At 50.5% G+C, this 26,770-nt stretch carries 26 protein-coding genes and 1 pseudogene; 10 read left to right on the top strand and 17 right to left on the bottom strand.

The features are described from left to right. Nucleotides 1-26: 26 nt before the first annotated feature. The 4 genes from BZG74_RS12785 to BZG74_RS12770 all read right to left on the bottom strand — a co-directional run bounded on the left by BZG74_RS12785 (nucleotide 27) and on the right by BZG74_RS12770 (nucleotide 5,694). Nucleotides 27-809: a substrate-binding periplasmic protein gene (locus BZG74_RS12785; protein ID WP_077772957.1), complete on the bottom strand. Its 783-nt coding sequence runs from the start codon at nucleotides 807-809 to the stop codon at nucleotides 27-29. Between the two features lie 64 nt (nucleotides 810-873). Continuing rightward, complete coding sequence (locus BZG74_RS12780) at nucleotides 874-1,929, bottom strand: efflux RND transporter periplasmic adaptor subunit (RefSeq protein ID WP_077772956.1); 1,056 nt, start codon at nucleotides 1,927-1,929, stop codon at nucleotides 874-876. Then, entirely contained in the window at nucleotides 1,926-5,234 is a 3,309-nt protein-coding gene (locus tag BZG74_RS12775; RefSeq protein WP_077772955.1) for an efflux RND transporter permease subunit, read from the bottom strand. The genes BZG74_RS12780 and BZG74_RS12775 overlap by 4 nt, the downstream gene beginning before the upstream one ends. Before the next feature lie 121 nt (nucleotides 5,235-5,355). Then, complete coding sequence (locus tag BZG74_RS12770; RefSeq protein ID WP_235605761.1) at nucleotides 5,356-5,694, bottom strand: ArsR/SmtB family transcription factor; 339 nt, start codon at nucleotides 5,692-5,694, stop codon at nucleotides 5,356-5,358. Between the two features lie 198 nt (nucleotides 5,695-5,892). Here BZG74_RS12770 and BZG74_RS12765 point away from each other — a divergent pair, with 198 nt between their 5' ends. The 5 genes and pseudogenes from BZG74_RS12765 to BZG74_RS15860 form a co-directional block, all read left to right on the top strand. After that, nucleotides 5,893-6,084 carry a YgaP family membrane protein gene (locus tag BZG74_RS12765; protein WP_046075776.1) on the top strand — a complete coding sequence of 64 codons (192 nt, stop codon included), beginning with the start codon at nucleotides 5,893-5,895 and terminating at the stop codon, nucleotides 6,082-6,084. A 10-nt stretch (nucleotides 6,085-6,094) separates the two neighbouring features. After that, a complete protein-coding gene (locus BZG74_RS12760; protein ID WP_077772954.1) occupies nucleotides 6,095-7,795 on the top strand; it encodes an FAD-dependent oxidoreductase in 1,701 nt (566 codons plus the stop codon). Between the two features lie 212 nt (nucleotides 7,796-8,007). Further along, complete coding sequence (locus tag BZG74_RS12755; protein ID WP_077772953.1) at nucleotides 8,008-8,427, top strand: YeeE/YedE family protein; 420 nt, start codon at nucleotides 8,008-8,010, stop codon at nucleotides 8,425-8,427. 14 nt (nucleotides 8,428-8,441) lie between these two features. Then, complete coding sequence (locus BZG74_RS12750; protein ID WP_077772952.1) at nucleotides 8,442-8,882, top strand: YeeE/YedE family protein; 441 nt, start codon at nucleotides 8,442-8,444, stop codon at nucleotides 8,880-8,882. Between the two features lie 119 nt (nucleotides 8,883-9,001). Then, nucleotides 9,002-9,283 (top strand): annotated as a pseudogene (locus BZG74_RS15860) (hypothetical protein); the annotation flags it as partial. 59 nt (nucleotides 9,284-9,342) lie between these two features. Here the strand turns inward: BZG74_RS15860 and BZG74_RS12740 are convergent. Beyond that, nucleotides 9,343-10,710 (bottom strand): putative bifunctional diguanylate cyclase/phosphodiesterase, encoded by a 1,368-nt coding sequence (locus BZG74_RS12740; RefSeq protein ID WP_077772950.1) that lies wholly within the window; start codon nucleotides 10,708-10,710, stop codon nucleotides 9,343-9,345. A 416-nt stretch (nucleotides 10,711-11,126) separates the two neighbouring features. Further along, the gene (locus BZG74_RS12735; protein WP_077772949.1) at nucleotides 11,127-12,314 is read right to left on the bottom strand and encodes an NnrS family protein; all 1,188 of its coding nucleotides are present in this window, start codon (nucleotides 12,312-12,314) and stop codon (nucleotides 11,127-11,129) included. A 195-nt stretch (nucleotides 12,315-12,509) separates the two neighbouring features. Here BZG74_RS12735 and BZG74_RS15620 point away from each other — a divergent pair, with 195 nt between their 5' ends. Together BZG74_RS15620 and BZG74_RS12730 are read left to right on the top strand one after the other, a co-directional pair. Continuing rightward, on the top strand, nucleotides 12,510-12,662 hold the full coding sequence (locus BZG74_RS15620; RefSeq protein ID WP_158020656.1) for a hypothetical protein: 153 nt from the start codon (nucleotides 12,510-12,512) through the stop codon (nucleotides 12,660-12,662). Nucleotides 12,663-12,775: 113 nt separating this feature from the next. After that, nucleotides 12,776-12,976, top strand: a complete 201-nt coding sequence (locus tag BZG74_RS12730; protein WP_069363105.1) for a hypothetical protein — start codon at nucleotides 12,776-12,778, stop codon at nucleotides 12,974-12,976. 96 nt (nucleotides 12,977-13,072) lie between these two features. Here the strand turns inward: BZG74_RS12730 and BZG74_RS12725 are convergent, their stop codons facing one another. The 3 genes from BZG74_RS12725 to BZG74_RS12715 form a co-directional block, all read right to left on the bottom strand. Continuing rightward, nucleotides 13,073-13,735 carry a Qnr family pentapeptide repeat protein gene (locus tag BZG74_RS12725; RefSeq protein WP_077772948.1) on the bottom strand — a complete coding sequence of 221 codons (663 nt, stop codon included), beginning with the start codon at nucleotides 13,733-13,735 and terminating at the stop codon, nucleotides 13,073-13,075. Nucleotides 13,736-13,918: 183 nt separating this feature from the next. After that, complete coding sequence (locus tag BZG74_RS12720; RefSeq protein WP_077772959.1) at nucleotides 13,919-14,401, bottom strand: GrpB family protein; 483 nt, start codon at nucleotides 14,399-14,401, stop codon at nucleotides 13,919-13,921. 152 nt (nucleotides 14,402-14,553) lie between these two features. Then, nucleotides 14,554-16,239, bottom strand: a complete 1,686-nt coding sequence (locus BZG74_RS12715; RefSeq protein ID WP_077772947.1) for an amidohydrolase — start codon at nucleotides 16,237-16,239, stop codon at nucleotides 14,554-14,556. 224 nt (nucleotides 16,240-16,463) lie between these two features. On the opposite strand from BZG74_RS12715, the gene BZG74_RS12710 reads away from it, so the two are divergent. After that, on the top strand, nucleotides 16,464-17,627 hold the full coding sequence (locus BZG74_RS12710) for a DEAD/DEAH box helicase (protein ID WP_077772946.1): 1,164 nt from the start codon (nucleotides 16,464-16,466) through the stop codon (nucleotides 17,625-17,627). A 63-nt stretch (nucleotides 17,628-17,690) separates the two neighbouring features. Here BZG74_RS12710 and BZG74_RS12705 read toward each other — a convergent pair whose 3' ends face one another. Both BZG74_RS12705 and BZG74_RS12700 read right to left on the bottom strand, forming a co-directional pair. Further along, complete coding sequence (locus BZG74_RS12705; protein WP_077772945.1) at nucleotides 17,691-18,317, bottom strand: DsbA family protein; 627 nt, start codon at nucleotides 18,315-18,317, stop codon at nucleotides 17,691-17,693. After that, the gene (locus BZG74_RS12700; protein WP_077772944.1) at nucleotides 18,311-19,180 is read right to left on the bottom strand and encodes an MBL fold metallo-hydrolase; all 870 of its coding nucleotides are present in this window, start codon (nucleotides 19,178-19,180) and stop codon (nucleotides 18,311-18,313) included. The genes BZG74_RS12705 and BZG74_RS12700 overlap by 7 nt, the downstream gene beginning before the upstream one ends. 176 nt (nucleotides 19,181-19,356) lie before the next feature. On the opposite strand from BZG74_RS12700, the gene BZG74_RS12695 reads away from it, so the two are divergent. Beyond that, nucleotides 19,357-20,259: a LysR family transcriptional regulator gene (locus BZG74_RS12695; RefSeq protein ID WP_077772943.1), complete on the top strand. Its 903-nt coding sequence runs from the start codon at nucleotides 19,357-19,359 to the stop codon at nucleotides 20,257-20,259. A 42-nt stretch (nucleotides 20,260-20,301) separates the two neighbouring features. Here the strand turns inward: BZG74_RS12695 and BZG74_RS12690 are convergent, their stop codons facing one another. The 6 genes from BZG74_RS12690 to BZG74_RS12665 all read right to left on the bottom strand — a co-directional run bounded on the left by BZG74_RS12690 (nucleotide 20,302) and on the right by BZG74_RS12665 (nucleotide 25,605). Further along, entirely contained in the window at nucleotides 20,302-20,781 is a 480-nt protein-coding gene (locus tag BZG74_RS12690; RefSeq protein WP_077772942.1) for a YaiI/YqxD family protein, read from the bottom strand. Between the two features lie 64 nt (nucleotides 20,782-20,845). Continuing rightward, the gene (locus tag BZG74_RS12685) at nucleotides 20,846-21,967 is read right to left on the bottom strand and encodes an alpha/beta hydrolase family protein (protein WP_077772941.1); all 1,122 of its coding nucleotides are present in this window, start codon (nucleotides 21,965-21,967) and stop codon (nucleotides 20,846-20,848) included. 27 nt (nucleotides 21,968-21,994) lie between these two features. Further along, nucleotides 21,995-22,753 carry a MipA/OmpV family protein gene (locus BZG74_RS12680; RefSeq protein ID WP_077772940.1) on the bottom strand — a complete coding sequence of 253 codons (759 nt, stop codon included), beginning with the start codon at nucleotides 22,751-22,753 and terminating at the stop codon, nucleotides 21,995-21,997. A gap of 75 nt (nucleotides 22,754-22,828) precedes the next feature. After that, nucleotides 22,829-24,118, bottom strand: a complete 1,290-nt coding sequence (locus BZG74_RS12675; RefSeq protein WP_077772939.1) for a sensor histidine kinase — start codon at nucleotides 24,116-24,118, stop codon at nucleotides 22,829-22,831. Next, nucleotides 24,115-24,789 carry a response regulator transcription factor gene (locus tag BZG74_RS12670; protein ID WP_077772938.1) on the bottom strand — a complete coding sequence of 225 codons (675 nt, stop codon included), beginning with the start codon at nucleotides 24,787-24,789 and terminating at the stop codon, nucleotides 24,115-24,117. Before BZG74_RS12670 ends, BZG74_RS12675 begins: the two co-directional genes overlap by 4 nt. 129 nt (nucleotides 24,790-24,918) lie before the next feature. Then, nucleotides 24,919-25,605: a type 1 glutamine amidotransferase domain-containing protein gene (locus BZG74_RS12665; RefSeq protein ID WP_077772937.1), complete on the bottom strand. Its 687-nt coding sequence runs from the start codon at nucleotides 25,603-25,605 to the stop codon at nucleotides 24,919-24,921. A gap of 260 nt (nucleotides 25,606-25,865) precedes the next feature. Between BZG74_RS12665 and BZG74_RS12660 the strand changes: the two genes are divergently transcribed. Next, complete coding sequence (locus BZG74_RS12660; RefSeq protein WP_077772936.1) at nucleotides 25,866-26,408, top strand: copper resistance protein NlpE; 543 nt, start codon at nucleotides 25,866-25,868, stop codon at nucleotides 26,406-26,408. The last annotated feature ends 362 nt before the right edge of the window (nucleotides 26,409-26,770 follow it).

The following is a 26,770-nucleotide window of genomic DNA, read 5'->3' as shown; positions in this document are numbered from 1 at the left end:
CCTCTTTTTTATTTTTTAATAACCATTTATTTAATATAAGTATCGAGAATAGACTGTAATTCACCGGCGTTACGCATTGACTCAAACCCGGCATCCAGCGTGGCTTTTATTTCCATCGCCTCGGGGTGTTCACGCGAGATCATCATGTGGAACTTATCACCACTGTTTCCCGGAATAGGTTCAGCTTGCATCCCACCGGCGAGATAATCAGTGCCTTTAGCCACTTTAAACCCAGCCAATATTTCATAGCGTGCCAAGAATACGTCACAGCGTCCTGCTTCCGTTTTTTGTACGAGCTGCTCGAAGCTTTTTGCCGATTTTCTCACCTTGCTGTCATCAACGCCAAAGCCCGTATAATTGTAACCAAGCAGACCACACATTGTTAGGCCGTTTAAATCGTCCACTGAGCTTATATTCAAGCCATTAGGGTGTTGGCTTGTTGAATAAATATAACTCGGCTGAAGCGTATAGTAATAGTCGGTAAGGATAAAGTCTTTATCTCGCTCTTCACTGAAAGAAGCACTGAGGGCAATATCGTAATTGCCAGCCTTCGTCTGCAACACACACCGCTTCCAAGGTGGCATTTCAACCGAGACACCTACGCCCTCATCACCGAAAACGGCATTCAGTACATCGACATCATAACCCTGAACTTGTCCGCCCTTTTCAAAGGTATAAGGGGGCCAGCCAGCGCCATCCCCACAGGCTTTTAAAGAGGATGTATCTAACGCGAGTGCAGGTGAAGATAACAGCGTACCAGCAAGGGCTGTCGCAGCGAGGCCTGCTGCAGAACGTGTCGCTATTTTCATAGTGAACTCCTTTTAGGAAAACTCACCTTAAGTATTGATGATATTCACCATAACGCGACCAGAATCACTTATTTTTTTTCGGATTTATGATGATCACTTCACCAGGCTCTAACCCCTTACGCACGCGCCCTTGCTGTGTGAGCGAAACCAGCCGTGTTCTCACCTCACCCGCATCGAGCACCTTCACATAGTTAAGTTGTCCAATTTGATAATACGCATTGCTCGGTAGATAAAGCACTGGCTCGGTTTTTTGTGACACGGTCACTTTTGCAAACATACCCGGAAGCAAAGTATCACTCACCTCCGTGTTTGGCAGTGTCACTGCAACACGATAACTGCGTGAAGTCGCATCGGCAGCCGGTGTCACGGTGCGCACCACGCCCGAGAGGGTTTTCTCATAGGTGGGCAGCGTAATCGTTAACGATTGACCGATATCGACAAAGAGCAACGCAGATTCCGCCACATTGACCGTCGCTTCAATGCTTTCAGGATTATACAGAGATAGCAGCGCCGCACCCGGTGTCGCCGTATCCCCTTGGTTGATGATTTTATCGGTGATTAGCCCTGAAAACGGCGCGCGCACCAGACTAAAGCCAAATTGGGTTTCAGCCTCATCCACCGCGGCAAGGGCACGACGATACTCAGACTCCGCGGTTTTTAAGCGATTCTCCGCCTCATCGAATTGAGATTGAGGCACCAGCTTTTTCGCCAACAAGGTTTCCATTCGGCGGTAGTCACTGCGCGCAGTATTCAGTTGCGATTGCGCCGAGGCCAAGGCTTGTTGCACTTGGCGAACTTTGGCACTGAGATCGGCATTATCCAAACGCAGCAACACATCCCCTTGCTCAACGCGGTCGCCGACATCAACCAGCACCTCCGCAACGGTTGCGGTCATCCGCGCCGCTAAGGTTGCCATCTGCCTGGCCTCCAACTGACCGGAGAAAATGCGGGTTTGTGGCTGCTCGACCGCTTTAAGCGTCAGCGCCTCAACATCATTCGGTGTCTCAGTCGGTGTTGAGACGGGCGCCACGTTCGCGGTAAACACCCCAGCCATCACCAAAAATAGGATCAATAGCCCAGTGCCTAGCACCAGTGCGAGCACGCCTTTTTTTGCCTTCATGCATTCTCTCCTTCTACTGATAGGCCGTGGGTGGGATGATTTTGATACGCAAGGTTGTACACCACGGGCACAACCAGCAAGGTAAACACGGTAGACGCGGCAATACCGAAAATAATCGCCCAAGCTAACCCATTAAAAATCGGGTCGAGGGTGATGATCACGTTCCCCAATAAGGTGGTGCCGGCGGTCAGCAAAATAGGCCGCATTCGCACTGCGCCCGCTTGTACTAAGGCTTCACTCAGCGCCATACCTTGTGCAAGTGACTGTTGAATAAATTCAATCAATACCAATGAGTTGCGCACTACAATCCCCGCCAGTGCAATCATGCCAATCATCGCGGTGGCGGTGAACAGCGCCGGATTTGGGTAGCCATTGATCTCACCGCTTAAGCCATTGAGTAACCAAAAGCCCGGCATAATGCCAATTACAGTCAGTGGGATCGCAAGCATAATCATGCCCGACACCGCCGGTAGCCCGGTTTGTATCAGCATCACAATAAAGACACCCAGCAGCGCCGCGCCATAGGCAATCCCCAGATCGCGGAAAACATCAATGGTGATCTTCCACTCGCCTTCACCACTCCATACCACCTCGATACCGTCATGCACCTGCCAGCCATCACCCGCGCCATTATCCAAATAACTACGCGCGGATAGCGGGCGAGCGCTGTCCGACTCTGGTTGATTAAAATCGGCCATCACATCGGCGACCACTTCGCCCGGCACCCGTCCAGTAGGTTCGGCATACACATACACGACGGGGCGTAAATTCTTATGATAGATAGGCTGGTCAACGAGCTGGCGCGTAAAATGGCCGAGCTCACTCAACGCGACCAGCGGTTGCGGCGCATCAAGCAAGGCACCTCGTACCGATTGCTTAGCCACTCCAGCCCGACCACGTACGTGCAGTGCGAGCAGCGCATCAAGCTGATCACGGGCATCTGGCGCAAGTTGCAGCCTCACGGGCAAGGGATCCATTTCATCGGCATCGGCTAGATGGGCCAGCGTGACCCCTTGGTTCGCCGCTCTGAGGGCTTGGTTAATATCGGCTACCGCAATGCCAGACAAGGCGGCTTTTTCTTGGTCCACTTCAAACTGCCAGCTCGATAGAGGCCCTTGAACACTGGTGCTCACTTCTGACACCAAGGCTTCACGCTTTAATCGCTCGGCCACCTGAGTCGCCTGCGCTTGTAGGGTTGAATACGGCGTGCTTGGCGAGCCATACACTTCCGCGACAATGGTTGCCAGCACAGGCGGACCCGGTGGCATTTCCACTAATTGCACCTCGGCATCATATTTTGCTGCGATAGTTTCTAATTCATCACGCATGCGTGTCACCAAGCCATGTGATTGCAACGTGCGCCGATGCTTATCCACCAGCACCACCCGCAGTTCACCTTGGTAAGGCGCATGGCGAGTAAAGTAATGGCGCACCATGCCATTAAAATCCATCGGTGAGGCGAGCCCGGCAAAGCCGGATACCGACACCACCTCGGCTTGCGTTTGTAGGTAACGGTTCATCTCTCGCAGCGCATTGGAGGTATCGACATGATTAGCGGTTTCCGGCAAATCCAGTACCACCTGAAACTCATTTTTATTGTCATATGGCAACAGCTTAAGCGGTACGAGGCGCAAAGCAGGCAGCAGAGCGGCGATGACAAACAACACGCCCACTATCGATAAAAACGCTTTAGCGCGACGATTGTTTTCCAGCAATGGCAGCAACACACGCCGATAGCCTCGGTACAGCGGCGTGGTCTCAATGCGATAGTCATCGCCTTTATTGGACGCGCGAACAATTTTTTTGGCGAGCCAAGGGGTGACTAAAAACGCCACCAAGGTACTGATCACTACACTGGCCGGCACATTGAATGCCAGCGGTGCCATGTATGGCCCCATCATGCCGGTGATAAAAAACATCGGGGTGAACACAATCACAATCGCCACGGTCGACATAATCAATGCGCGCTTGATTTCTAGCATCGCCAGCACAATCGTGCGGCCACGCGGCTTGTTATCATGGGTCAGGTGCCGTTCAATGTTGTCGATACTGGCAATCGGATCATCAACAATCAGCCCCAACGCCAAGATCAACGCAAACAAGGTAACGCGGTTAATCGAATAGCCAAAGGCTAAATCCAGCCCTAATGCCGCGCCATAACTGATTGGGATCGCAATCGCCACCACTAAGGCACTGCGCCAGTTTAAAAACAAGCCGACAAAGACCACCACGGTGAGCACCGCAATACCGAGGCTGGACACCAAATTTTTCACTTTGGCATCAGCGGTTTGGCCGTAATTGCGGATGATCTCGACGCTCACGCCCTCGGGAAACTGCGTAGCGACCAAATGATTGAGCGTGGCGGTGACATCCTCAGCCACGCTGACCGCGTTGGCGCCTTTTTGCTTTGCCACCGAGAGAAACACCGCGGGGTGCGGCTGGCTATCATCGGTCGATTGGATCCACGTATCTGTCGTGGGCTCTTGCGCGCCGTCCGATAACTCGGCCACATCCTGCAGATACACAGGTTTGCCATTCACCACCGCTACCACTAAATGGCGTATCTCCTCAAGGCTTTGATACCACTGGCCGGTTTTTAATAAATAGCGCTCACCCTGATGCTGAATATCGCCAATATCACGCTTTTGATGGCTCAACGAAAAGGCATTGGTGAGATCAGACACACTGATCTGATAGCTAGCCATGGCGGCAGGATCGAGCGTGACCAACACCTGACGCGGCACCCCACCCACTACCTTCACCGCATTGGTTTCGGGAAGGGCTTTAAGATCCAAGGTCGCCTGCTCGGCAATGCGTCGCAGAGCATAATGGTCGAGCTGATCAGGGTTGTCGCTACGCAGCGCCGCAATCACAATCGGTACATCATCAATTTCTACCGGCTTTATCGCCCACTCGCTCACCGCGGCTGGGATCGCATCTTGATTGGCATAGAGCTTGTTATATAGCTTCACCAAGGCCGACTCGCGATCTTCACCCACGTAAAAACGCACCGTGACCAACGCAGACCCTGCTTGCGTGGTGGAATACACATACTCCACCCCGTCAATTTGGCTGACTTTTTTCTCCAGAGGCTGCGTCACCTGCTTTGCCACTTGCGTGGCACTCAAACCGGGCGCTTGCACCACCACATCTGCCATTGGCACCACAATTTGCGGATCTTCTTCTTTGGGAGTGAGCCACAGTGCCGCCGCGCCCACCAGCAGCGCGAGTATAATGAGGATGGGTGGGAAGAAGCTGTTCATCACTCGGGTGATCAGCTGACCTTGTGGCTGAGCATCTCGCATATTCGATCCTTTGGCTGATGACAGTAACGACAAGAAAACGATAGGTAAAAAGGCTGAATGTTAATTAACTTAGTGCATCGACTGGCAATGAATGTGTGCTGACCTCTCAGATTCAGACACATCAGGCACAATAAAGCCGCTGTAAGGTAGCGATAATCGCCGCGACGTGGGGGTCATTGAGCTGATAAAACACCTGCTGCGATGACTTACGTACCTTGACCAGTTGATGCCGCTTAAGCACGCTAAGGTGCTGAGAAAACGCGGACTGACTCAGGCGCGACCCTTGCAACAATTGCCCCACCGACATCTCTCCCGCCAAAAGCTGGCATAGCACAATTAATCGCTCAGGATGGGCCATCACTTTCAACATGGTCGCCACGAGAGTCGCTTGCTCACGCATGGCACTGATGTCCATATCAGGTACGCTTTCTGCCTCAAACGGCACCGTTGACTCTGCCATCACCCACTCCTCTTTTGCCAATACTCTTAGCTTAGCGCGGCATTTAATTTAGTCAATTCTAATTAAGCTAAAATATTATTAGACTTTTCTAAATATAAATTCTAGAGTGATCTGAGTGCCGACAAACACTGAAGGCGTTCGAGCCAAAGCGGTTCGGTCTGTCGGGTAATCGTATAGAGGATGCAAAGGAGTCTTGCTATGACAATTGATAATGGTGTACGCGTAATCGCTGGCATGATGGTGCTACTTTCTGTTGTGCTTACCCTCACAGTTCACAGCCAATTTGTTTGGCTAACCGTTTTCGTTGGCGTAAACCTGATCCAAAGTGCGTTTACAGGGATTTGTCCGGCTGCCTTTTTCCTGAAAAAACTTGGACTAAGCAACGCTTAATGGAGTCATAATGACCAAAATCGTGATTATTGGCGGCGTCGCCGGTGGCGCTTCTGCCGCTGCTCGCGCCCGTCGTTTAAGTGAAGAAGCCGAAATCATCATGTTCGAACGTGGCCCGTACGTCTCGTTCGCTAACTGTGGTTTGCCTTATCATATCGGCGGTGACATTACCGACCGTAGTAAACTCTTGCTGCAAACCCCGGACAGTTTTCGCGCCCGATTTAATGTGGATGTGCGCATCAACAGCACAGTCACTGCGATTAACCGCGAGGCCAAAACCGTCACCGTCGTCCGTGCCGATGGCAGCGACTATCAAGAAAGTTACGACAAGTTACTGTTAAGCCCAGGTGCGGCCCCCATTATGCCGCCCATCCCTGGCTTAGATAACCCACTGACCCACTCGCTCCGTAATATTCCAGACATGGATGCGATTTTGCATACCATTGATATGAACAATCCCAGCCATGCGACCGTCGTCGGCGGGGGTTTTATTGGTCTTGAGATGATGGAAGCGCTGCATCAGCGCGGGATTAAAACCACCCTATTAGAGATGGCCGATCAGGTGATGACGCCGGTTGACCGAGAAATGGCGGGATTTGTCCATCAAACCATTCGCGACCAAGAGGTCGACTTACGTTTAGGCACCGCGCTGGAGTCCGCCGAGTTTATTCCTACCACGCATGTCGCCAGTGATGATGCCGGCGAGCCGAGTGAGCCTCAGCACCTGGAAGGCGCTTTACGTCTGACACTCAATAATGGCGACAAACTGGATACCGAACTTTTGATCATGGCGGTTGGCGTTAAGCCCGAAGTCACGCTGGCGCAACAAGCGGGGCTTGCCATTGGTGAAAAAGGCGGCATTGTGGTCAACAGCACCATGCAAACCCAAGACACCGATATTTACGCGGTCGGCGATGCGGTGGAAGAGATTGACTTTGTGACCCATAAGCCAACGTTAGTGCCATTAGCAGGCCCGGCGAACCGTCAAGGGCGCATGGCCGCTGACAACATGCTAGGCAGCACTGAGCATTATCTCGGCACCCAAGGCACCGCTATCTGTAAAGTGTTCGATCTCGCGGTCGCCTCAGTGGGCCAAAACGAGAAACAACTCAAGCACGCTGACATCGACTACCAAAAGGTCTATGTTCACGCCGCCAGTCATGCCGGTTATTATCCCGGCGCGGAAGTTGTCTCGTTTAAACTGTTATTTGCCCCGGATACCGGCGCGATTTTAGGCGCCCAAGCCGTGGGCAAAGATGGCATTGATAAGCGCATTGATGTCATGGCCGTGGCACAACGTGCTGGCATGACCGTTGAGCAGCTCCAACATCTCGAGCTCACCTACGCGCCGCCGTATGGCAGCGCCAAAGATGTGATCAACCAAGCGGCATTTGTGGCCACCAATATTCTTAAAGGTGACGCGACGCCAATCCACTTTGATGAGGTAGACAATCTGACCGACGGTCAAGTGCTACTCGATGTGCGCAATGCGCCCGAGCGCGAAAACGGTCAGTTGATTGAGGGCGATGTGCACATTCCGGTCGACGAACTACGTGGACGCATCGATGAACTGCCGAAAGACAAAGAAATTGTGGTGTACTGCCAAGTCGGCCTCAGAGGCAATGTCGCTTATCGCCAACTGGTCAATCATGGTTTTAAAGCCCGCAACTTAATTGGTGGCTATCGCACTTACAAGTTTGCCAAGGCGTAAGAACGAGAGGCTTCAGTGTCAGCCAAAAGCGCGAGCACCTGCTCGCGCTTTTTTAGAGGCGTTGTTTGTTCAAATTGCCAAAGTCTTCAATTTTAGGCATACACCAACCACTAAAACAACTTAAACTAAATTAGCATTGACTTATACAAAAATCTCAGTATGCTGCCTGCCTTATTAAATTGTAACCTGTTTTGAGTCATTGAGAGGAAACCATGACGTTCTCTATCCCATGGGATGCCCTATTTGGTGGCATGCTGGTTGGTGCAGCCTGTCTGGCACTATTAGCGTTCAATGGCCGTATTGCCGGGATCAGTGGTATTGCCTCAGGCGCATTGTCATCGAATGTCCATGAAGCAAAATGGCGAGGTCTGTTTTTGCTGGGAATGGTCAGTGCTGGCATCTTGATGCCATTTATCGGTTTTGAATTACCTAACGACACAAGCCTTGCGCTTACACCTATGATTGCCGTACTCGCGGGGTTGCTGGTCGGGATAGGCACTCAATTAGGTAACGGCTGTACCAGTGGTCATGGCATTTGTGGCATGGGTCGCTTATCGAAACGGTCAATCGTGGCAACGCTCACGTTTATTAGTGCTGCCTTTGTCACTGTTTTTGTTCGTTTACATCTTTAAGGACCTTATCGCTTATGTTCCGCCTTGTTGCTTTACTCTCTGGCTTTATCTTCGGTATGGGTATGATGGTGTCAGGCATGGTCAATCCCGCGAAAGTGATTGGCTTTCTGGATGTGTTCGGCCAATGGGATCCCAGCCTCGCGTTTGTGATGGGCGGTGCACTGCTGATCTTTGTTCCTGGTTACTTTTTGGCCATACGCCAGCAGCAACAACCCATACTGGCCGATCAATTTTGCCTGCCCCAAACGCGAAAGATTGATAAAAAGCTCATCAGCGGTGCATTACTCTTTGGCATCGGCTGGGGACTCGCCGGACTTTGTCCAGGCCCGGCAGTCACGGCTATTGGCTCCGGTGCACTACCGATAAGCTTGTTTGTGATTAGCATGCTAGTCGGGATGCGGCTAGTAAACCTGTTCAATACCAGCTCAAACCGCACTGTCGCGGCTGAACGTTAAAAAACAACAGATGATTCCGAGCAGGCGGCGCAATCGCCACCTGCCTTCGGTTTATCTTCGTTCTACGAAAACAGTCCCGACGACAAATACCGATCGCGGCGATCGCAAACAATAGCCACCACGACCAAGACGAAGCACTGGAGCTATCGGATCGCGTGGTGGTGATGAGTAATGGGCAAATTGAACAAGTCGACAGTCCGGTCGATCTATATGCTGCGCCAAAAAGCCGCTTTGTGTTTGATTTTTTGGGGAGTGTAAATGTCTTTTCCGGCGCCTATCAACAAGGCGATACCGTGTATGCGATGCCGCACCGCGGATACTTTTTCAACGGTACAGACACTGAGCCACATCGCCTTAATTGGCCATTCTTGGCAGCAGATAGCTTGGTGTATGATATTTAGATGATTTAGCGAGTGGGTATTGGCGGTGCGCTATCAGTTATCAATTCAGCGTTTGCCTTTCAGACAGACATCGCCACTTTCAAGTCGGAGAGTGAAGCAGGGTAGCCTAGGTAATACCCTTGCGCATATTCGCAATCAAAGCTTTTCAATAGTGCAAGCTGAGTGGCGGTTTCCACGCCTTCAGCGACCACATTGATTTCTAGGCGTTTAGCAATATCGATAATGCCGGCTGTGATTGCTTTAGTACGGCTATCGCTTTCCATCGATTGGATGAAGCTACGGTCAATCTTGATTTCATCGACATTAATTCGATTAAACATTCCTAAAGAAGTATAACCCACACCAAAATCATCAATGGAAAAGGTCACGCCATGGCGTTTAAGGATATCAACCACTCGCGCGCACTCAAGAATATCATCAAGTGCCGCGGTTTCGGTTATTTCTAGGCAAAGGTAACGTGCGAATTTTGGGTTCAGTTGCAAGTAATCATCAATACGCCGAATCGCACTCTCACTATTAAACTCTACCGCAGAAATATTAACCGACACACGCTGAATGACACTTCCCAACAGATCATTATCGTGTAACCGCTTGGCGGCTTTTTCGAGTACGAGCGCCGTTAGGTCTTCGCAAAAGCCCTGTTCTTCTGCGAGAGGAATAAATATACTCGGTGGCACCACACCATAGGTTTCATGGGTCCATCTCGCTAAGACTTCTAAGCCAGTGAGCTCGCCTGATGCCAAGCGATATTGCGGCTGAAAAACAACCTCAATCTCTTTGTTATTGATTGCAACTCTGAGTGCTGAAACGAGCTGCCTACGCTTTTGCGCTTGTTCGGTCAAGTGAGCATCATGGTAGGTAACCGCTCCCTTGCGCTTTTTGGCATCATTAAGCGCACGTGTCGCCGCCGTCATCAGGCGTGCGGCACTATCACCATCTGGACCAAATAAAGCGACACCTATCGAACATGTCGCCTGTTGTTCATATCGTTGCAGATGCCGATTACATTCACGGTGTAGCCTATCAATATAAAGCGCCATATCACTGGCACTATCCAACTCAACGAGACATGCAAAGCGATCGGCATGGACGCGCGACGTGACTTTATCGAATAGCGTTGATACCTCAATGGCATGCGCCATGTCAGACAGCAGGTGATTGGTACGTTCAAACCCAAGTTTATTGGTGAGTGATGTAAACCCATCAATGTCGACAATCACCAAAACATACGAGGTTTGTTGATCCTGCGAGGCAAGCAAAGTATCCACATGACGCATAAACACCGAGGGGCTGTGCAACCCTGTGACACTATCAATGTCACTCGCTCGCTCCAGATCGAGGTTATTCTTTCTCGCCAAGCGCCAGAGCATAATCGATGTCACCACCACAAAGAAGTGCCCTTTGAATGATTGCGCTAATTCATGCATCTCTAGATTCGTGGATAAAGCAGTCACCACGCAATCGGAGAATAAGATCCACAAGGTCGCAAAAAAGAAATAGATAAACGCCAGCTTAAGTGCGTAGTAGTTCGTTTTTTCATTGTGGTTCCTGTACGATGACGCCCATTCAACCTTCTTGTCGACACCCTAACTCACGCCCACCGTGACGGAGGGAAAGCAGCAGCCATTAAATCCGCCTCTTTCAAACCATTATTAAAAATGAGACAGCGATTTTAAATTGTGTAGCTGCATATTAGGTCTAATGTTAGTTGTTCGCCAGAAAAAACGACAATAAACAACCTACTAATTGATAAACGCCTTCCATGTATATCAACCATCGCATCACTGATTAGGCGTTAAACCGACTAGCATCAATCCAACACAATCCGGCACAGCACCATACATTACCCCGCCGCGCCATCTGCGCGTGCCTGGCTCAGCATAGGGCCAAATCGCACCACAAACCAGCCATAGCTTATCGTCCAAAGTAGTGCCGATGCGGCAACCAGCTCTAGGGTATACACCGGCCAAAACCACATGCCAAATACGCGGACGAGTGCTGATATCAGTAAGGCATAAAAGAGCCAAGACACAGCGGGGCCCTGATAGACATTGCACCCAGTATGGCCAAGCGTGACTCGCGCAATCATGGCTAAAATCACTCCGCCAAGTGTGGCTATCGCAAAAAGGTGCCAAATGAGGTTTGATGCCCAAGGATTAATGACCACCGCTTTTAATATTAACCCCAGAGGTAAAAAGAGGTAGAACATGTGTAACGAGAACAGCATGGGTACCTGGTATGCTTTCCAGCCTTTCCAACAGTAGAGCCGAAAACATTGAGCAATACCCGCTATGAGCAACAGCCCTCTCGCGACCAAGTTGTCAGTGCCGGACACTAAAGTCACCCCAATCAGCAGCACAAACAGAGCGATAAGCGCTCGCTCTAGCCATACAGGTGTGCTGGACACTTGTATACCCAACTTCTTCTCCGTGAAAAACGGGATCACACGGCCACCCATTACGCTAATAAGCAGCATGAACCACAACAAGGTACTGTGCCAAACTTGATTAATAGGTAGTGAGACTTCCCCTAGCAGTACGCCGTAAGACAATGCGTTAAGTAAGGCCGCCACCGCTAAAATAGGAATAAACAGGTAATTGCGCTGACGCTTAGCCACCACCACGCGATAACCCAACGACCATGCCACACAGCCTATAAACAGGGTATCAAGTACAAGGCTCGACCAAATTGGGACATCCACCCAGAAGCTCGATCGCGCCAACAGCCATAATGAAAAAATAGCGAAAAGCTTCAGCCCACGTGTGCCCGGTACGCTGGTCCAATTTTGTACCGCTGTGATTAAGAACCCACCGACAATGGCCATCGAAAAGCCAAACAACATCTCGTGAGCATGCCACCAAAGCGAAGGAACCGTGAGTGAGACCATTCCCGGATGAGTATAAAGCCCACTCCATATAATAATGACCAGACAGGAGTAAAGCGCACCAAAAAGGAAGAAGGGCCGAAAGCCTAGTCGGAACAGCGGTGGGATCTTATCTTCTTTTTGTTTGTCGGTGACATTCAGTAGCATGGTAAAGCGCTCTACAGGAGAATTTCGATGATGTCACCCTAGCACACACGAAAACACTACCTTTGATATTAAACAAATCCAAACCACTTTAATGTGCTACAAAAAATAGGGTTATTATATCTATTGAGTAACCGATTTCCGTCTTGTCGTGTCAATCGGTCAAGGCCGTCGGCACTCCAAGATTGAGTTTATCGGTTGAAAGAATGGGACGATGACGTGATCGAGGACGCCGGCCTACAAGCTGCCTATGATCATCAGCTTCATGATGAAGAGGGTGAACCTTATCGTGGTGTGGAAATAGAAGAAGAGACCGAAATCGTTGAAGAAGACCATAACAATGAAATTTAATTACAAATATGTTATTTGAAACCGATGTAAATTTTAACATTGATCACGATTCAAACACGTACTATGATATAAGCAGACTAAAATGTAATTTAGTTACACATAAGGAGCGTGCTATGTTATCCGCGATTAAGGAACTTTTTACCCCTCATAAAGACTATGCAGGCCGAAATATCGACGCGGTTATCGATCGATTAGCGGCGCAAACCGGGACAGAGGCCCATGCCTGGTCTTACCTCCGCGAGCAAGCCGTGTATGAAAACACGCTCAATGGTATGCGGGTATATCCTCATGAGCTCAGAAAGTACGCGGCTTGATATTAACAAAAGGGGTAGCCGCCAATGATGAAAGCCGAAATGGTCAGCAGGTAAGCGCTATCGCTGCTTGTAGGAGCTCAAAACGCAAGAATGCGACTAGCGCGCATCCGGAAAAACAATCAGGCCTAAGCTTTCAAGTAGCTGAGATTGTTGCCAATCGGCGATTTTCACGCCCGACAGATCCACTTTGCGTGGGTCTAGGCCATCAATCTCAGCGTGACATAAATTCGCACCCTGTACACTAAACTGCCCCCATACATCGGACGAGAAAACACCGCCACTCAGATCAGCTTCTTTCAACGATGCCCCTAAAAGATGGGTTTCTATCCAACGGTTTTCAAACAGTTCGCACTTTTCTAAGCACGCTTGCGCAAGGTTGGCATAAGACAAGTTACAGCCGGTGATAAACGCTGAGCAAAAGTACACCCGATGGCTGACTTGATTGGCAAAGTTTGCGCGGGAAAAGTTCGCGCCCTTCAGATCGCATTCTCTCATCTCAATGCCGTAACAATTGGCAAAACTAAAATTAGCCATCGCCAATAGGCATTGCTGAAAACTGGCATCACGAAGGTTAGCAGCGGTAAAGTGGCACCCTTCGATATCACCCTGTTCGATAAATTTGCAACGCTTGAACGTCACATCGCGAAGGTTAGCGCGGGTAAAGTCACAACGGATAAAGGTACAGTCTTTAAATTCGAGCTCACTGAGGTCTTGGTGAGAAAAGTTCTCTTGGTGAAATGTCTGGTTATGTGTCTTCATATCATTCCCTCAATCAATGCGCCGCTAGGCTAACAACATAACCCTTTGAAATCACCAAAATAAAACCTTTCCCAACCAGGATCTTATAACCCCCTTATTTTGCCGATTTAAAGGGATAAACTAGCCTCAGAGAAAGCGCAAGAGACACAGTTAGATCGGCAACGATAAAAAAAGTTTTTCGCCTTACAAACCGGCTGACGAAGATAAAACCTGCTCCACAAACCTCGCTTTTCTTTCCCGATAGTCGTCTTGTTCAAACCCTTCACAGGCGCGTTTAAGCGCATTGTAGGAGTGAACCAGTTGTGGGTTAGCGCGCAGCGTGTCTCGAAAGGTCAGAAAGTCTTCGAACTCAGAGCCATTGGCCACCACTTGCAACGCAACATCGTCACCCTGTTTGGATTCCAACATACACAGCTCGGGCGTCCGTAACGTATCTTGCTTTTCTTGAAAGCCCAACTCAACTAGCCGCGCCACAGCCTCTTCATGCTGTAAGGCAGGTACACCAACAAAAATATCGAGATCGCCTTTCGATATTGCTGAAGGGATAGACGACGCGCCAATGTGCTCGACTCGCGCTTCAGGAAGTTGATGTTGGATAGCCACTCGCCATTGATTGAATAATCGCTCGCAAGCAGGTTGGTATTGGTCGGCAGCATAAAACTTCATCATGTCAGTGTTCCGATATCCTTTTCGAAAACGCATCATACCGCGGAAGGCCAGCGTACTCTTTACCGTGAACGTCTAACCCTCTCGAGATGTAAAAACTTTAATATATTGATAGAGCGAGCTTTTGTCACCAAACCCGCCAAGTGAAAAAATCAACGGGTCGCATCAAAGACGATTTCCCCTTGTAACAGGGTCATCAAAACTGACGTCTCTGGCACCTGCGCAATGGGCATGAGGGTAATGTCATCGCTGAGTATCACCAAGTCTGCGGACTTACCCACCGCAATAGAACCTGTGAGTGCCTCAAGCCCCAAGCTTTTCGCTGCATTAATGGTATACGCATCAATGGCAGCGTAAATATCAGGCAGCCCTGTCGCGTCCATAATGAGGCTGTTAGCGATGCCCACCAGCGGATTAATGCTGTGCACATTCCAATCGCTGCTTAACGTCACATTGGCGCCCGTTTTAAAAAGTGCATTCACGTTCATCAATGCTTTCGCTCGCTTGAGCCCCAAAAAGTATTCGGCCCACTGATGATCATGCGCGGCGACATAATCGGAGCCTACTTGAAAATCAGCTGTCACACTCAGCTGGCTAAACCGAGGTAGATCGCTGGGGGCAACCAACTCGACATGCGTTAATGTGTAAGGATGGCGACTGCCTTGGCGGCGCACGGAGTCAATCGCATTGAGCGAAGCATGCACTGCTGCGTCTCCAATCGCATGAATGTGTGCGCCGTAGCCTATATGCCGCAATGCACCCAACCAGTCGGCCATGGCTTGCGGCGGGATATAGTGAAGGCCATTAGGGTAAGTGGGCAGATAGGTGTTTAGATAGGGGGCCAGCGTTTTCGCCGTGCCATTAATGATAATGCCATCACTGTACATTTTCACTTGATCCACCCGCAGTAAGCGCTGTGGATCGCTGGATTGAATGCCTTTTAAGAACGCAAGCTGAGCTGACATCGGCTCTTGCGGGTAAATCCAAGGACGGAGCGACACACGCGCGGTGAGATCGCCATTTTGCTCGGCTTGCTGCCACACCTCAAACCAACCACGTTTCCAGTAAAGACGGCCATCGCCAATCGTGGTGATCCCATGCGCAGCAGCGGCATCCAAACCAGCGAGTAAACCAAGGTAGCTTTGTTCAAATTTTTCCTCGAGTTGGTTCCACGCAAGTTCCATGACGATGTCACCAGCATTATCGAGCAAAATACCATTGAGCTCGCCTGTTTTTTCATCTTTTAAAATCACGCCTCCTTGTGGGTTCGGCGACTGCTTATCGATGCCCGCCAGCGCTAATGCCGCCGAGTTCACCCACATGGAGTGCGACGTTTGCTCCATCAGAACAACCGGCCGTTTAGGAAAAATACTGTCTAGTACCTCTAATGGCGTGTGCGCTTGACCCGTGGTGAGAATTGCATCCAATGAAAATCCATACCCCATCAGCCAGCCATCCGACTGCGTTTGTTGACGGCAATAGGCCAGGTAGGGGATCTGCTCCATTAGGCCCGCATCTAGACTGAGCTCGCAATTTCCCCCAGCAGCTGATGCCGCTTCAAAAACATGATTGTGATTATCGATAAAGCCGGGCATCACAAATGCTTGTTCCACATCCAGCCAGACAGTATCAGGCGTGCGGTAGGTGCGGACCGCCTCCCCCTTTCCAATAAAGACTATCTTACCGTCATCGACGACGATGCTGTCGGCCTCATCGAGGCCATAAATCGTTGCATTGCTGATAATCAGATCCGCGGATTGCGCGGCAGCGCCGCCGGCGGCCAGAAAACAACATAACGGCAGAACAAAGCGTGCAAACCTGTTTATGAATCCATCCATGAGGGGGGCTATCCACGAATATGGGCCAGTACACTCAGTATAGGTGTTTTCATTTCCAATCTTTGTTCTGCTCATCATATCCATTACCCATTGTTGCCAAAGCCAAGAAAAAACCCGCCGACAGATTTTGCGTCGTGCTACTGTAAGGTTCGTGCTAGACTCCACGCCATTCAGTGTGTCTGGGCAGTAACACAGTCACACGCTTCTTGTTTGTTGAGTCTGTTATGCCATTTAAAAAACTAGGGTTAAGCGCCCCGCTTTGCCAAGCCATTGCCCAACGCGGCTTTACCACGCCAACGTCTATTCAAGCGAAAGCAATTCCGATCATCCAACAAGGGCATGATCTGATTGCCGCGGCACAAACGGGCACCGGGAAAACCTCGAGTTTTATCTGGCCTATCATCGATAAATTATCTGCCGGTGAAGCTGGGCGCAAAAAACGCGCTCGCGCACTCGTCATCGCCCCCACTCGCGAGCTCGCCCTGCAAGTGGCTGAGAGCGCACGTCAAGACAGCCAGTTTACGGAGCTAAAAATCTTGGCGATGGTGGGCGGCATGGACGAGCAAGCACAAAAACAAGCCTTAGTGGACGGCGTCGACATTTTGGTCGCCACCCCGGGACGTCTACGCGATTTACTCAGCCAACGTGCCGTCTATCTAGATGAAGTAGAAGTACTGGTTCTCGACGAAGCAGATCGCATGCTCGATATGGGCTTTATTGATGCCATTCAGAATATTCTTGACCGACTGCCTGCCAGCACACAGTGCTTACTGTTTTCGGCCACGCTGTCTAATAAAGTGCGCGATCTAGCTAAAGCCACCATTGGCGATGAAGGCAAAGAAATTAGCATTGCCGCACGAGATGCCTCGAAAGACAACATTACTCAGTGGTGTATTCCAGTCGATAAAGATAAGAAATCCGCACTGCTTAGTCATTTAATTAAAGAGAATGGCTGGACGCAGGCGCTAATTTTTATCGAAACCAAACACGGCGCTGCCAAACTCGCTACCCAGTTGGAAAAACGGGGCATTGCCGCTGAAGCGTTTCACAGTGGACGCAGCCAAGCCGTGCGGACCCAATTGCTGGAAGACTTTAAAAACGGTGACATCCAATTTTTAATTGCCACCGGTGTCGCTGCTCGTGGCATTGATATTGAGTCGCTTGAGCGCGTAGTCAATTATGATCTGCCCTTCCCAGCCGACGAGTACGTTCACCGGATTGGCCGTACCGGCCGTGCCAGTGCTCAAGGCGAAGCGATTTCATTGGTCTCAAAAGATAACACCAAAAACTTGCGTATGATTGAAGCACGTCTCGGGCATCCACTTGAACGTCACATCATCGAAGGCTTCGAGCCCAAAAAACCGGTGCCGCTGACTGCGCCCAAATAATTGTTACACATACAATGATCGCAATAAAAACGGCGAGCTTCATGCTCGCCGTTTTTGTTTGCTTTATGCCTGAGTCAGTGTTTGCCACAGCGCCTGCCATGCGTCTGGGCGGCGATAGTATTGGCTCACTGTGATGGCTTGCCATTGACCGTTTTGCTCCACCAGCATGGATGGAAAACCGCGTAAGCCATGCGCTGCCATCAATTGACGGGTTTGATTCACCGCGGGCATCACGTCATTTGCGGCGCGATTCATTGCCTGTTGCCAAGCCTCTGCCTCTATCCCCATCTCACTGGCAAGCTCTGCGAGCGTATCAGCTTCATAGACGGAGCGACCTTGCTGATAATGGCCACGCTGGATGCGTTTCAGCATCTCTGCCCCCTGACCATCAAGCTGCTGAGCAGCGAGGATGGCTTGCGCGGTCATAAAGGAGTCCAAAATTACCGGCTGGTTGCTTGCTACGCGGTCAAGATAAGCTTGACCAAATGTCTGTCCGGTTTGATCAGCAATGGTCTGATCTGCCGCCAAAATGTGTTGACGAAAGCTGTCTTCAATCGGCGCACGCTCACGCATACCACCTGGATGAAGCTGCAAGTTAATCTCAGGGTTGTTGCTCAGGCTTTCAATCAAGGTGGCGGCGCCGAAGCACCAGCCACACATTGGGTCAAAAATATAGTGGACGTTTACCATTCCATCTCTCCCATGTGCACTTTCGCACCAATTTCCAAAGCCATCGGCAGACCCGCTTTCGGATATTTCGCTTGCATGGTTTTAATCAGCTCAGCACTGTCTTTGCTGTTTGCTTTCGCCTCGGCAAAGTCTTGCAAGTACTGCTGGGCAAAGCTAATGGTGTCAGCGTTTAGTGCCGTCCCCGCGGTCATATGTCCTGGGATCACCACGTTAGGCTTCAGTGCTGCCATTTCTTCTAGTTGTGCGGCCCAACCTTCACGTGCTTGGTCAGATTGTGCGTCTGCCATCCAAAGGTGAACATTGCCATACACAGCGACGTTACCCAGGATCGCCTTGTTGGCTGGGATCCAAAGATACGGACGATGAGCCAACTCGCCTTTCGCGCCACGAATTTCAATCTTACGGCCGTCCAGTGTCAATGATGAACGAGTATAAGCAGCAGGAACTACAGGGTTTTGCGGAGCATTGTCACCCATTTTTGGGGCCCAAAATGCCATTTTTCCGTCCAGTTTTTCTGCAATCGTGGCGCGTACTGCCGGTGTGGTGATCACGTTTGCGTCAGGGAACATACCGTGCAGCACTTCCGCCCCAAAATAGTAGTCTGGGTCGGCTTGGCTAATAAAGATAGTGGTTAGCTCTTTCCCAGAGTCCAGCACCTTAGCGGCAATACGTAGCGCGTCTGCTTTAGTAAAGCCAGTATCAACCACCATGGCTTCGGTTTCGCCGTACACCACGGTTGAGTTTACGTAAAAGCTGTTACCATCCGCGTTATACACGTCTAGGTTCAAGGGTTCAGCATTGTTTGCTGCCATTGCGCTGCCGGTCAGTAATAAAGAGGCGGCTAGGGTTTTTATCAATTTCATCGTCGTGCTCCGTTGTTTTGCATTCGTTGTTGAGATGCTGTGCAGTTTACGGGCTCGACTTGTTCAGATATATAGCTAATAATTTACATCATTATTTCATAATTCGTGCATATTGATGCTTCGTCGCTATGCATCACACGATCGATATTGTTTATAGCCAACCTGGGAGCACACTCATGGACAAACTCACCGCGGCAAAAGTGATGATTGACGTTGCCCTTACACAAAGTTTTACCGCCACTGCCGAGCGGCTCGAGATGTCGCGCCCCATGGTGACTCGCCATGTGGAAGCACTGGAAGACTGGTTAGGCGTACGCTTATTGCAGCGCACCACGCGCAAAGTATCGTTAACCTCCGCCGGCGAGCAAAGCTTGCCACAACTGGAACAATGGGTTGAGCAAGCCAATGCCCTGACACAGCAATGGCAGCAAGAGACGGGCTTGACCGGCAAAGTACGGGTGGCGACCAGTATGTCGTTTGGTTTTGCGCAACTGATCCCCGCGGTAAAGCCCTTTATGGCCGCTCATCCCGGGGTAGACGTAGATATTGAGGTACAGGATAAAGCAGTCGACTTGATTGCGGAACGGGTTGATATTGCCATCCGCATTGCGTCTAACCCTGATCCTTCCCTAATTGGTCGTCCGATCGCCACGTGTGATTCCGTCTTGGTGGCGGCACCGGATTATTTAGCCGCCCATACACTCATCCTCTCACCGGAGGATCTCACCGCGCATAGCTGTCTCAGTTACAAACAGTTTGATCGGCCAATTTGGCATTTAGACAAAGGTGAGGAACACGCCGCTGTTGAGGTGCAAGGCAAGCTGTCTGCCAACGAGGCGACCACCTTACTCAGTGCCGCCATTCAGGGCATGGGCGTGAGCATGCAGCCGGTGTATTTGGCCCATAGTGCCATTGCGCGAGGTCAGCTGGAAGTGGTGCTCCCCGATTGGCAACCCAAAGCGATGGATATCTACGCCTTGTACCCGTCACGTCGCAATCAACCACCGGCGGTGCGAGCATTGCTAGATGCGCTGATTGCCCACTTCGCAGATAGCGAGTGGGCACCGGTTGCTATTTAGCCAGCAGAAAAAATTGAGTGATGAGAGAAAACGCGCGCCGGCTTAATCAGACGATTTTGCTTGCGCGGTATGATAACGCTGAGCTTTAACCAGCCATTTATCAAGCTGGTTAGCAAAGGCTTGTTTTTGCTGCGGACCAAGCGGAGCAGGCCCGCCGGTGTGCACGCCGCTACTGCGCATGGTTTCCATAAAGTCACGGATATTAAGCCGGGCACGGATGTTTTCTTTGGTCAGCAATTCGCCGCGGGTGTTAATCACCGTCACGCCCTTTTCAATCACTTCATCCGCGAGCGGAATGTCTTGGGTGATCACCAAATCGCCCGCTTCTGCCTCGGCAACAATTTGGTTGTCCGCCACATCAAAGCCTTTTTCGACCTGACGTGCGCTGGCATAGGGCGACGGCGGTATACGAATAAACTGGTTGGCAATAAAGGTGGCTTGAATGTGTGTTCGGTGTGCCGCGCGTACTATCATCTCGCGCATTGCGACCGGACAAGCGTCCGCATCTACCCATATTTGCATGCTGGTTCTCTTAGCGTTAGCGTCAATGCCTGCATTAAACCCCAATTCACCGCAAAATGAAACGTTACCCCTGCGTCGTATCCGCGTTTAGTGCTGGCTTTGAATCGCTTGCCCGCTCGGGCACGCAGATAGTTGTCGGCCTTGGTTGCCCACTCTTAAACTCTGCTAACCAAGCCGTTAAGCATGGCATCACACCATCGGCGAACGCTGCCTCCCCCTGCCACCAAATCCGTGCCAGCGTTAACCAGCGGTGATACTCATTGTGCGCATTGGCGATATTATCGGTGCGCAGTAGGCTGTGGTCGGCCTGTTCAAACACACGCACATGATAAAACGGCAGTGGCGCGTTAGCGAGCAGCTGGTGATAGGCTGAAGCGGTCTTATCCGAGTCGACATAAGCATCCCGAGCACCAAACAACGCTAACATGGGCACATCGAGATCGGTAAAATCCGCGGTCACATCCGAGGCCCAATTACATTGTACAAATTGCCAAAAGGCCTCGCTCATGGGCGCTTTGTCATCCTGATTTATATGGTCTAAATACTGCTGATACGACGCACCGGATTGGATCAAAGCATCCACTTTCTCTTCGGCAGCTTGCTCTGCCGCACTCTCTGACTCACTGTATCCGGTGGCTAATCGCCGTTGACGTCCAGAATACTGGGATTGCGCCATCCAGTTGACTGCCCCGCCGACACTGATCAAAAAGTCGATATCTTCCACTTGGTGCGCCACCTTGGGTATCACCCAGCCAGCTTGGCTAAAGCCCATCAAGCCCAACTTGCCATCCTTTAGCCCCAAAGTTTGGCGCAAATAGCGAATCGCCGCCGCGACTTCATCGGCCCGATCTTGCATCGATTGCGACCGCCAATCCCCGCTGGAATCCCCGACGCCCGGTTTATCCCAAGACAACGCACACCACCCATTCGCCGCTAACACTCGCCAAAGTGGGAGGTAATAACCAAACGCATCGGTCGGCACGTCACCCGAGCCATGCACAAACACCACACACTGATGTGGCGTCTCAGTACCCAAAGGTAAAATTAACTCACCGGCGAGCTGATTATCGCCAGCGTTAAAGTGAATGGCTTGACGCTTAAGCCCCGCATTTGGGTCATCCATGGCTATCACCACAAACGCGCCTATCAGCACCAGCGCTATCAAACCTCGCTTTAGCCACTTCATCCCCTTTATCCCTCCACCCAATTACCGCTAAAAGGTGTATAAATAGCCGGTATTGAACGACCAAAGATCGTCTCTATCAACAATCGGGCTGTCTGATACCTCATCGCCATAGTGGCGATAGCTTACCCCCAGCAACAGATGATGCGCGCGGCCAAGCGTGTAATAGAGGTTGAGATCAGATTGAAGCGTGCAGGTTTGATCAGGCTGATAAGTGGCTCGGCCGGCTTTAGCCTCTTGGGCTGACACGCCAACGTAATAACGACTCACCGCACTACCCACGCAAGTCAGTGACAATTGTGGGTCCACCACCCATTGGCCTTGCTCGATGGGGGCGCCATAGCGGGCCACTATCGCGCCGCTATTGTGGTTGTTCGAGATATCATGATGGTAGCCGAGCTCAAAATAGCCCACCGACGTTATCCAGCCGGTGGTTAGATTAGCGGTATATACCTTATCGAGGTTTTTCATATCCTTGAGGGTTTTGCTGTCACCGCGGGTGTGGTCGCCAAACACATCGTCGCCCACGCCCGCCGACACATACCAGCTGTCGCCCTCGGCGAGATACACTCCTAGGGTATCGTTACGATAAAAAATTCCCTCCCATTGCGCCTCAACAACCAGCTCAATGTCTTGGTCATCTTCACCGTCTATATAAATCGACGGCTCGGTATAGCCGACCAGACCGACGGTAAGATAATTATCCGCGGACATGCTGTCGGTTTTCGCATGCCCGGCCAAGGGCACCAAGGTCAAAAATAGACAGATAAGCGTAGCAAATGGCTTCACCGGCGATTCTCCATAATGGCGAGATAGTAACTGAGAGTTCGCCCTTATCTTGAAACAACCGGTATTAAGAAAACCTTAAGACTCTCCCGTCATTTTGTGCGCGGCTTCCCAATTGATAACCGCCCTCGCCATCTCAGCGTCGCACTGAAATTCAAAATGCCAGTTAAGCTGACCGGCAATGCGCTCAACAAGCTGCAGACCTAGACCAAATCCGATCTGATTCTCGTCGACGTCTGAATCAATAGGGTTGGCAATCGAAAACTGCCCGTTGGTGATCTCAATCTCAATCACGCCAGGCGCACTGTAGGTGAGCGCATTGCGAATCAGGTTGGCACTCGCAATGCGAAATAGGTCCCTCTCGATACAAATAGGATCACTGTGATTATCGATATGGACAGTCACTGGCTTATGCGCTGTAAGATACGCCAGCTCATCCACGAGGGTTGCGCAAAGCGATCCTAGGTCGACCTTTGATTGACGAACTTTATCCGGATGTTGCCGCGCCAGCCAAAGCAGTGATTCAGACAGCGCCATCATATTGGCGTTGGCACGCGAAGCGCGCTGCAAGGCCGGATAACTGGCATCCTTTTCACCGATGCGTAGTGACAAGGTATCCAAGGAAGCCTGCATAATCGCCAAGGGCGTGCGCAGTTCATGGCTGGCATGCTTTAAAAACTGCTGTTCTCGTTGGTTATGCTCACGCACCTGTTGCAGCGAGGCCATCAAGTGGTCGGCGATTTGGTTAACTTCACGGACCGAAAAGCGCACATCGATAGCTTGATCAGGGTGTGTTTTTACTCGCGCCGACCATGCCACCAACTCTTTCAGTGGCTTCAATGCATTGTTAAACAAAAGCCCAATCACGGTGACAAGCACCAGCATAAAAGCGGCAATTAACACGCTGGCATCGGCCAAAGAGCGCTCGACAATCATGGCGGCTAATGCCTCGATTTTTTCTGCCGCTTCAAATTCGACCAAGTACAGGCCTTGGGATAGATGATGGTCGGAGTACAACAAGTAGCCATATTCACGTGCTCCACTGTCATTAATACGCTGTATTTCAATTGGATCATCGGGTTGTATCGGCTCTGAGGAAAACAAATCACGCACCGATTTCGGGATAGCCTGCCAATCTCGATACGCACTGACAGTGTCGCTTTGGGGCAATGGATAGTTAGGATCGGCGGCCAGCTTTTGCTCGAGCTTGATAGCATCGAGCCGCATGTAGTTTTTGCCTGCCTGACTGATTTGATAAAAGCTAAACACGGTGACAAGCGCCAACAACCCAATAAAAATCGCCACCGCTATAGCGGCAAGCTGGCGACGCGATTGTGCCGCAAGGCTTCGAACAGGACTTTGGCTCATACTGGCGCGGCCTCAGAAAGAGACAAACCAATGCCGACATGGGTGTGGATCAGCGTTTTTGCAAAGGGCTTATCAACCACTTTACGCAAATGGTGAAGATGCACGTTAATGGTCCCTTGCCGCACATCCTCGCTAGCCCAAACCGCTTCTTCAATATCGCTTTTGGACACCACAGTGGGTGAGCGACGCGCTAACAACAATAAAATATTCCAGCCGATAGGGGTCAATTTAAGCGGCGTATCACCGCGCGACGCGATATGCTCTTTGGGGTAAATCGTCAGATCGGCAATGGTAATACACTCTCGCACCGGTTGATGACGCCGATGCAAGGCTTGTAAACGTGCGAGCAACAAGGGCATGGTACAAGGTTTGACCACATAATCATCCACACCAGCACGAAAACCCTCAAGCTGGTCGGTTTCTGCATCACACGCAGTCAGCATTAACACCGGGGTATCAATGCCCTGTTCGCGCAGCTCACGACAAACCGCCATACCCTGTGTTTTGGGCAGCATGTTATCGAGAATCACACAATCAAACGTCTGCTGGCTGGCAAGCTGAATACCCGTTTCGCCGTTATAAGCAAAATCACAGTCGATATTATGCAGCTCTAAGTATTCTGAAATCGCTAAGCTGAGATCGTGGTCATCTTCAATGATGAGTATTTTCATGCGACGTGCTCTTCTATCCATGTCGTTTTTAATCTACACGAATCCATTGGATAAAAAACACCCCTCTTAATCTCGTCCGATACAAAAAAAGCGCCCGCAGGCGCTTTCATTGAGATGCTTTCATGTGACTTACTTTAACAACGCCAATACCGCGTTAACACAGGCTTCAGATGACACCGGATTTTGCCCTGTCACTAAGTTGCCATCGGTGACCACATACGAGGTAAAGTCATCCGCTTTTTCATAAAGACCGCCGTTTTCTTTGAGCATATCTTCGACTAAAAAGGGAACTACCTCGGTTAAGCCAACGGCAGCTTCTTCACCATTGGTAAAGCCGGTGACACGTTTGCCTTTAACCAGTGGCTCGTCACGATCTGAACGCGTGTGACGGAACACGGCGGGACCGTGGCATACCGCACCAACGGGTTTGCCCTGATAATAGAAGGTCTCAATCAGCTGACGAGATGTTGGATCTTCCGCCAAGTCCCACAATGGGCCGTGTCCACCGGGATAGAAAATCGCGTCGTACTCGTACGCATTCACATCGCTCAGCTTGACGGTGTTATTAATCATATCTTGCAGCTCAGCATCGCCATCAAAGCGGCGAGTAGATTCCGATTGCGCATCTTCTGCTTCGCTGTTTGGGTCAATCGGTGCCGCGCCACCTTTAGGGCTCGCAACCACAACGGTTGCTCCTGCATCTTTAAACGCGTAATAAGGGGTGGTGAACTCTTCAAGCCAAAAGCCTGTCTTGTGTCCCGTATCGCCCATGGCATCGTGAGATGTCAGCACCATCAAAATTTTGTGTTGTTGCATCATCGCTCCTTATTGTCACGCGTTTGGGTAGTATTCACTTGGTTTTCATCGAGTAGACTAACAAGACATGACTACTAACGTAAAAGGAAGCCGATTAGATCACCATAATCTATTGACGGTTTCTTTACGTTGATTGTCTAACTCTGACTTAATGCTAGCGCAATAATGACACCCAAGCGCAACAAACACCTATCATGGAGCCATTCATCGCTGGTTCCCAGCACCAATTTAGCTTTAAACAATGATTCAACGAGGTAAACATGAAAAAAACCTATTTACTTGCACCACTGGCACTGGTTGTCGCACTTGTCGGCTGTGAACAGCAAACCAACGAACCCCAAGAAGCGCAGTCGCAAGTCGAATCTAGCTTAGACGATGCCCAAAATGCAGTGAAAGAAGGCACAGAGCAAGCGATGGATAGTGCAGAAAACGCCATCGATAGCGCAGAAAACACCGTTTCTGAAATGGTTGATCACCACAACGCTAAAACCTCACTAGACTGGAACGGTACTTACCAAGGTGTGGTGCCCTGCGCCGACTGTGAAGGTATTGATACCACACTAACACTGAACCCAGACAACACGTATACACTCACCAAAACCTACCTGGGGAAAGAGGGAGAAGCCCTTAAAGAATCAGGCACCTTTAAGTGGGATGAAACAGGCAGTGTCGTGATCCTTGAAGGCCTGACTGACAGCCCTAACCACTTCTTTGTGGCGGAAAACCAGGTGATCATGCAAGACATGAACGGCGAAACCATCAAAGGCGACCTTGCTGAGATGTATCACCTGAAAAAGCAGTAATCTATCAACCCAATCTTACTTAATAAGGGCCTGGCGCTTACGCCATAAACCAGCACCAGGCTCTTTTCGCGTATTTTATATCCCCTTCCCACGCTTTCCCGCTTCACTCCAACACTTGTCTATCTGCACAAATTGGCAGTTTAGTGACAAATTTGTTGCTAGTAAAACTTGACGGGGTTTCACTCTATGGTTTAACACTTAATTAGAGGCGAAACAAAATCTTATCCGGTGAGCAGGCCGAATGGGCTCACTGAGCAACAGTCGCACCAGACAGTAGAGTCGCCTAGACAGGACCGCGCAACACCAGCGCTTCCTCCGTTTGTTCGATAACAAGACCGAAAAACGGCACCTTTCTGCACCGG

Origin of the sequence: Salinivibrio sharmensis (genome assembly GCF_001995985.1) — a bacterium.
GTDB lineage: Bacteria > Pseudomonadota > Gammaproteobacteria > Enterobacterales > Vibrionaceae > Salinivibrio > Salinivibrio sharmensis.
Note: the sequence above shows the minus strand (reverse complement) of the source record. Positions and strands in the feature narration are given on the sequence as shown.

Excerpts from the sequence above, each read along its gene's own strand:
- BZG74_RS12770 (WP_235605761.1), bottom strand. The coding sequence starts at position 5,694 with ATGGCAGAGTCAACGGTGCCGTTTGAGGCAGAAAGCGTACCTGATATG.
- BZG74_RS12670 (WP_077772938.1), bottom strand. The coding sequence starts at position 24,789 with ATGAAAATACTCATCATTGAAGATGACCACGATCTCAGCTTAGCGATT.
- BZG74_RS12700 (WP_077772944.1), bottom strand. The coding sequence starts at position 19,180 with ATGAAATTGATAAAAACCCTAGCCGCCTCTTTATTACTGACCGGCAGC.
- BZG74_RS12750 (WP_077772952.1), top strand. The coding sequence starts at position 8,442 with ATGTTCCGCCTTGTTGCTTTACTCTCTGGCTTTATCTTCGGTATGGGT.
- BZG74_RS12755 (WP_077772953.1), top strand. The coding sequence starts at position 8,008 with ATGACGTTCTCTATCCCATGGGATGCCCTATTTGGTGGCATGCTGGTT.
- BZG74_RS12725 (WP_077772948.1), bottom strand. The coding sequence starts at position 13,735 with ATGAAGACACATAACCAGACATTTCACCAAGAGAACTTTTCTCACCAA.
- BZG74_RS12775 (WP_077772955.1), bottom strand. The coding sequence starts at position 5,234 with ATGCGAGATGCTCAGCCACAAGGTCAGCTGATCACCCGAGTGATGAAC.
- BZG74_RS12760 (WP_077772954.1), top strand. The coding sequence starts at position 6,095 with ATGACCAAAATCGTGATTATTGGCGGCGTCGCCGGTGGCGCTTCTGCC.
- BZG74_RS12765 (WP_046075776.1), top strand. The coding sequence starts at position 5,893 with ATGACAATTGATAATGGTGTACGCGTAATCGCTGGCATGATGGTGCTA.
- BZG74_RS12710 (WP_077772946.1), top strand. The coding sequence starts at position 16,464 with ATGCCATTTAAAAAACTAGGGTTAAGCGCCCCGCTTTGCCAAGCCATT.
- BZG74_RS12660 (WP_077772936.1), top strand. The coding sequence starts at position 25,866 with ATGAAAAAAACCTATTTACTTGCACCACTGGCACTGGTTGTCGCACTT.
- BZG74_RS12730 (WP_069363105.1), top strand. The coding sequence starts at position 12,776 with ATGTTATCCGCGATTAAGGAACTTTTTACCCCTCATAAAGACTATGCA.
- BZG74_RS12690 (WP_077772942.1), bottom strand. The coding sequence starts at position 20,781 with ATGCAAATATGGGTAGATGCGGACGCTTGTCCGGTCGCAATGCGCGAG.
- BZG74_RS12735 (WP_077772949.1), bottom strand. The coding sequence starts at position 12,314 with ATGCTACTGAATGTCACCGACAAACAAAAAGAAGATAAGATCCCACCG.
- BZG74_RS12715 (WP_077772947.1), bottom strand. The coding sequence starts at position 16,239 with ATGGATGGATTCATAAACAGGTTTGCACGCTTTGTTCTGCCGTTATGT.
- BZG74_RS12780 (WP_077772956.1), bottom strand. The coding sequence starts at position 1,929 with ATGAAGGCAAAAAAAGGCGTGCTCGCACTGGTGCTAGGCACTGGGCTA.
- BZG74_RS12685 (WP_077772941.1), bottom strand. The coding sequence starts at position 21,967 with ATGAAGTGGCTAAAGCGAGGTTTGATAGCGCTGGTGCTGATAGGCGCG.
- BZG74_RS12675 (WP_077772939.1), bottom strand. The coding sequence starts at position 24,118 with ATGAGCCAAAGTCCTGTTCGAAGCCTTGCGGCACAATCGCGTCGCCAG.
- BZG74_RS12720 (WP_077772959.1), bottom strand. The coding sequence starts at position 14,401 with ATGAAGTTTTATGCTGCCGACCAATACCAACCTGCTTGCGAGCGATTA.
- BZG74_RS12740 (WP_077772950.1), bottom strand. The coding sequence starts at position 10,710 with ATGCATGAATTAGCGCAATCATTCAAAGGGCACTTCTTTGTGGTGGTG.
- BZG74_RS12785 (WP_077772957.1), bottom strand. The coding sequence starts at position 809 with ATGAAAATAGCGACACGTTCTGCAGCAGGCCTCGCTGCGACAGCCCTT.
- BZG74_RS12665 (WP_077772937.1), bottom strand. The coding sequence starts at position 25,605 with ATGCAACAACACAAAATTTTGATGGTGCTGACATCTCACGATGCCATG.
- BZG74_RS12695 (WP_077772943.1), top strand. The coding sequence starts at position 19,357 with ATGGACAAACTCACCGCGGCAAAAGTGATGATTGACGTTGCCCTTACA.
- BZG74_RS12705 (WP_077772945.1), bottom strand. The coding sequence starts at position 18,317 with ATGGTAAACGTCCACTATATTTTTGACCCAATGTGTGGCTGGTGCTTC.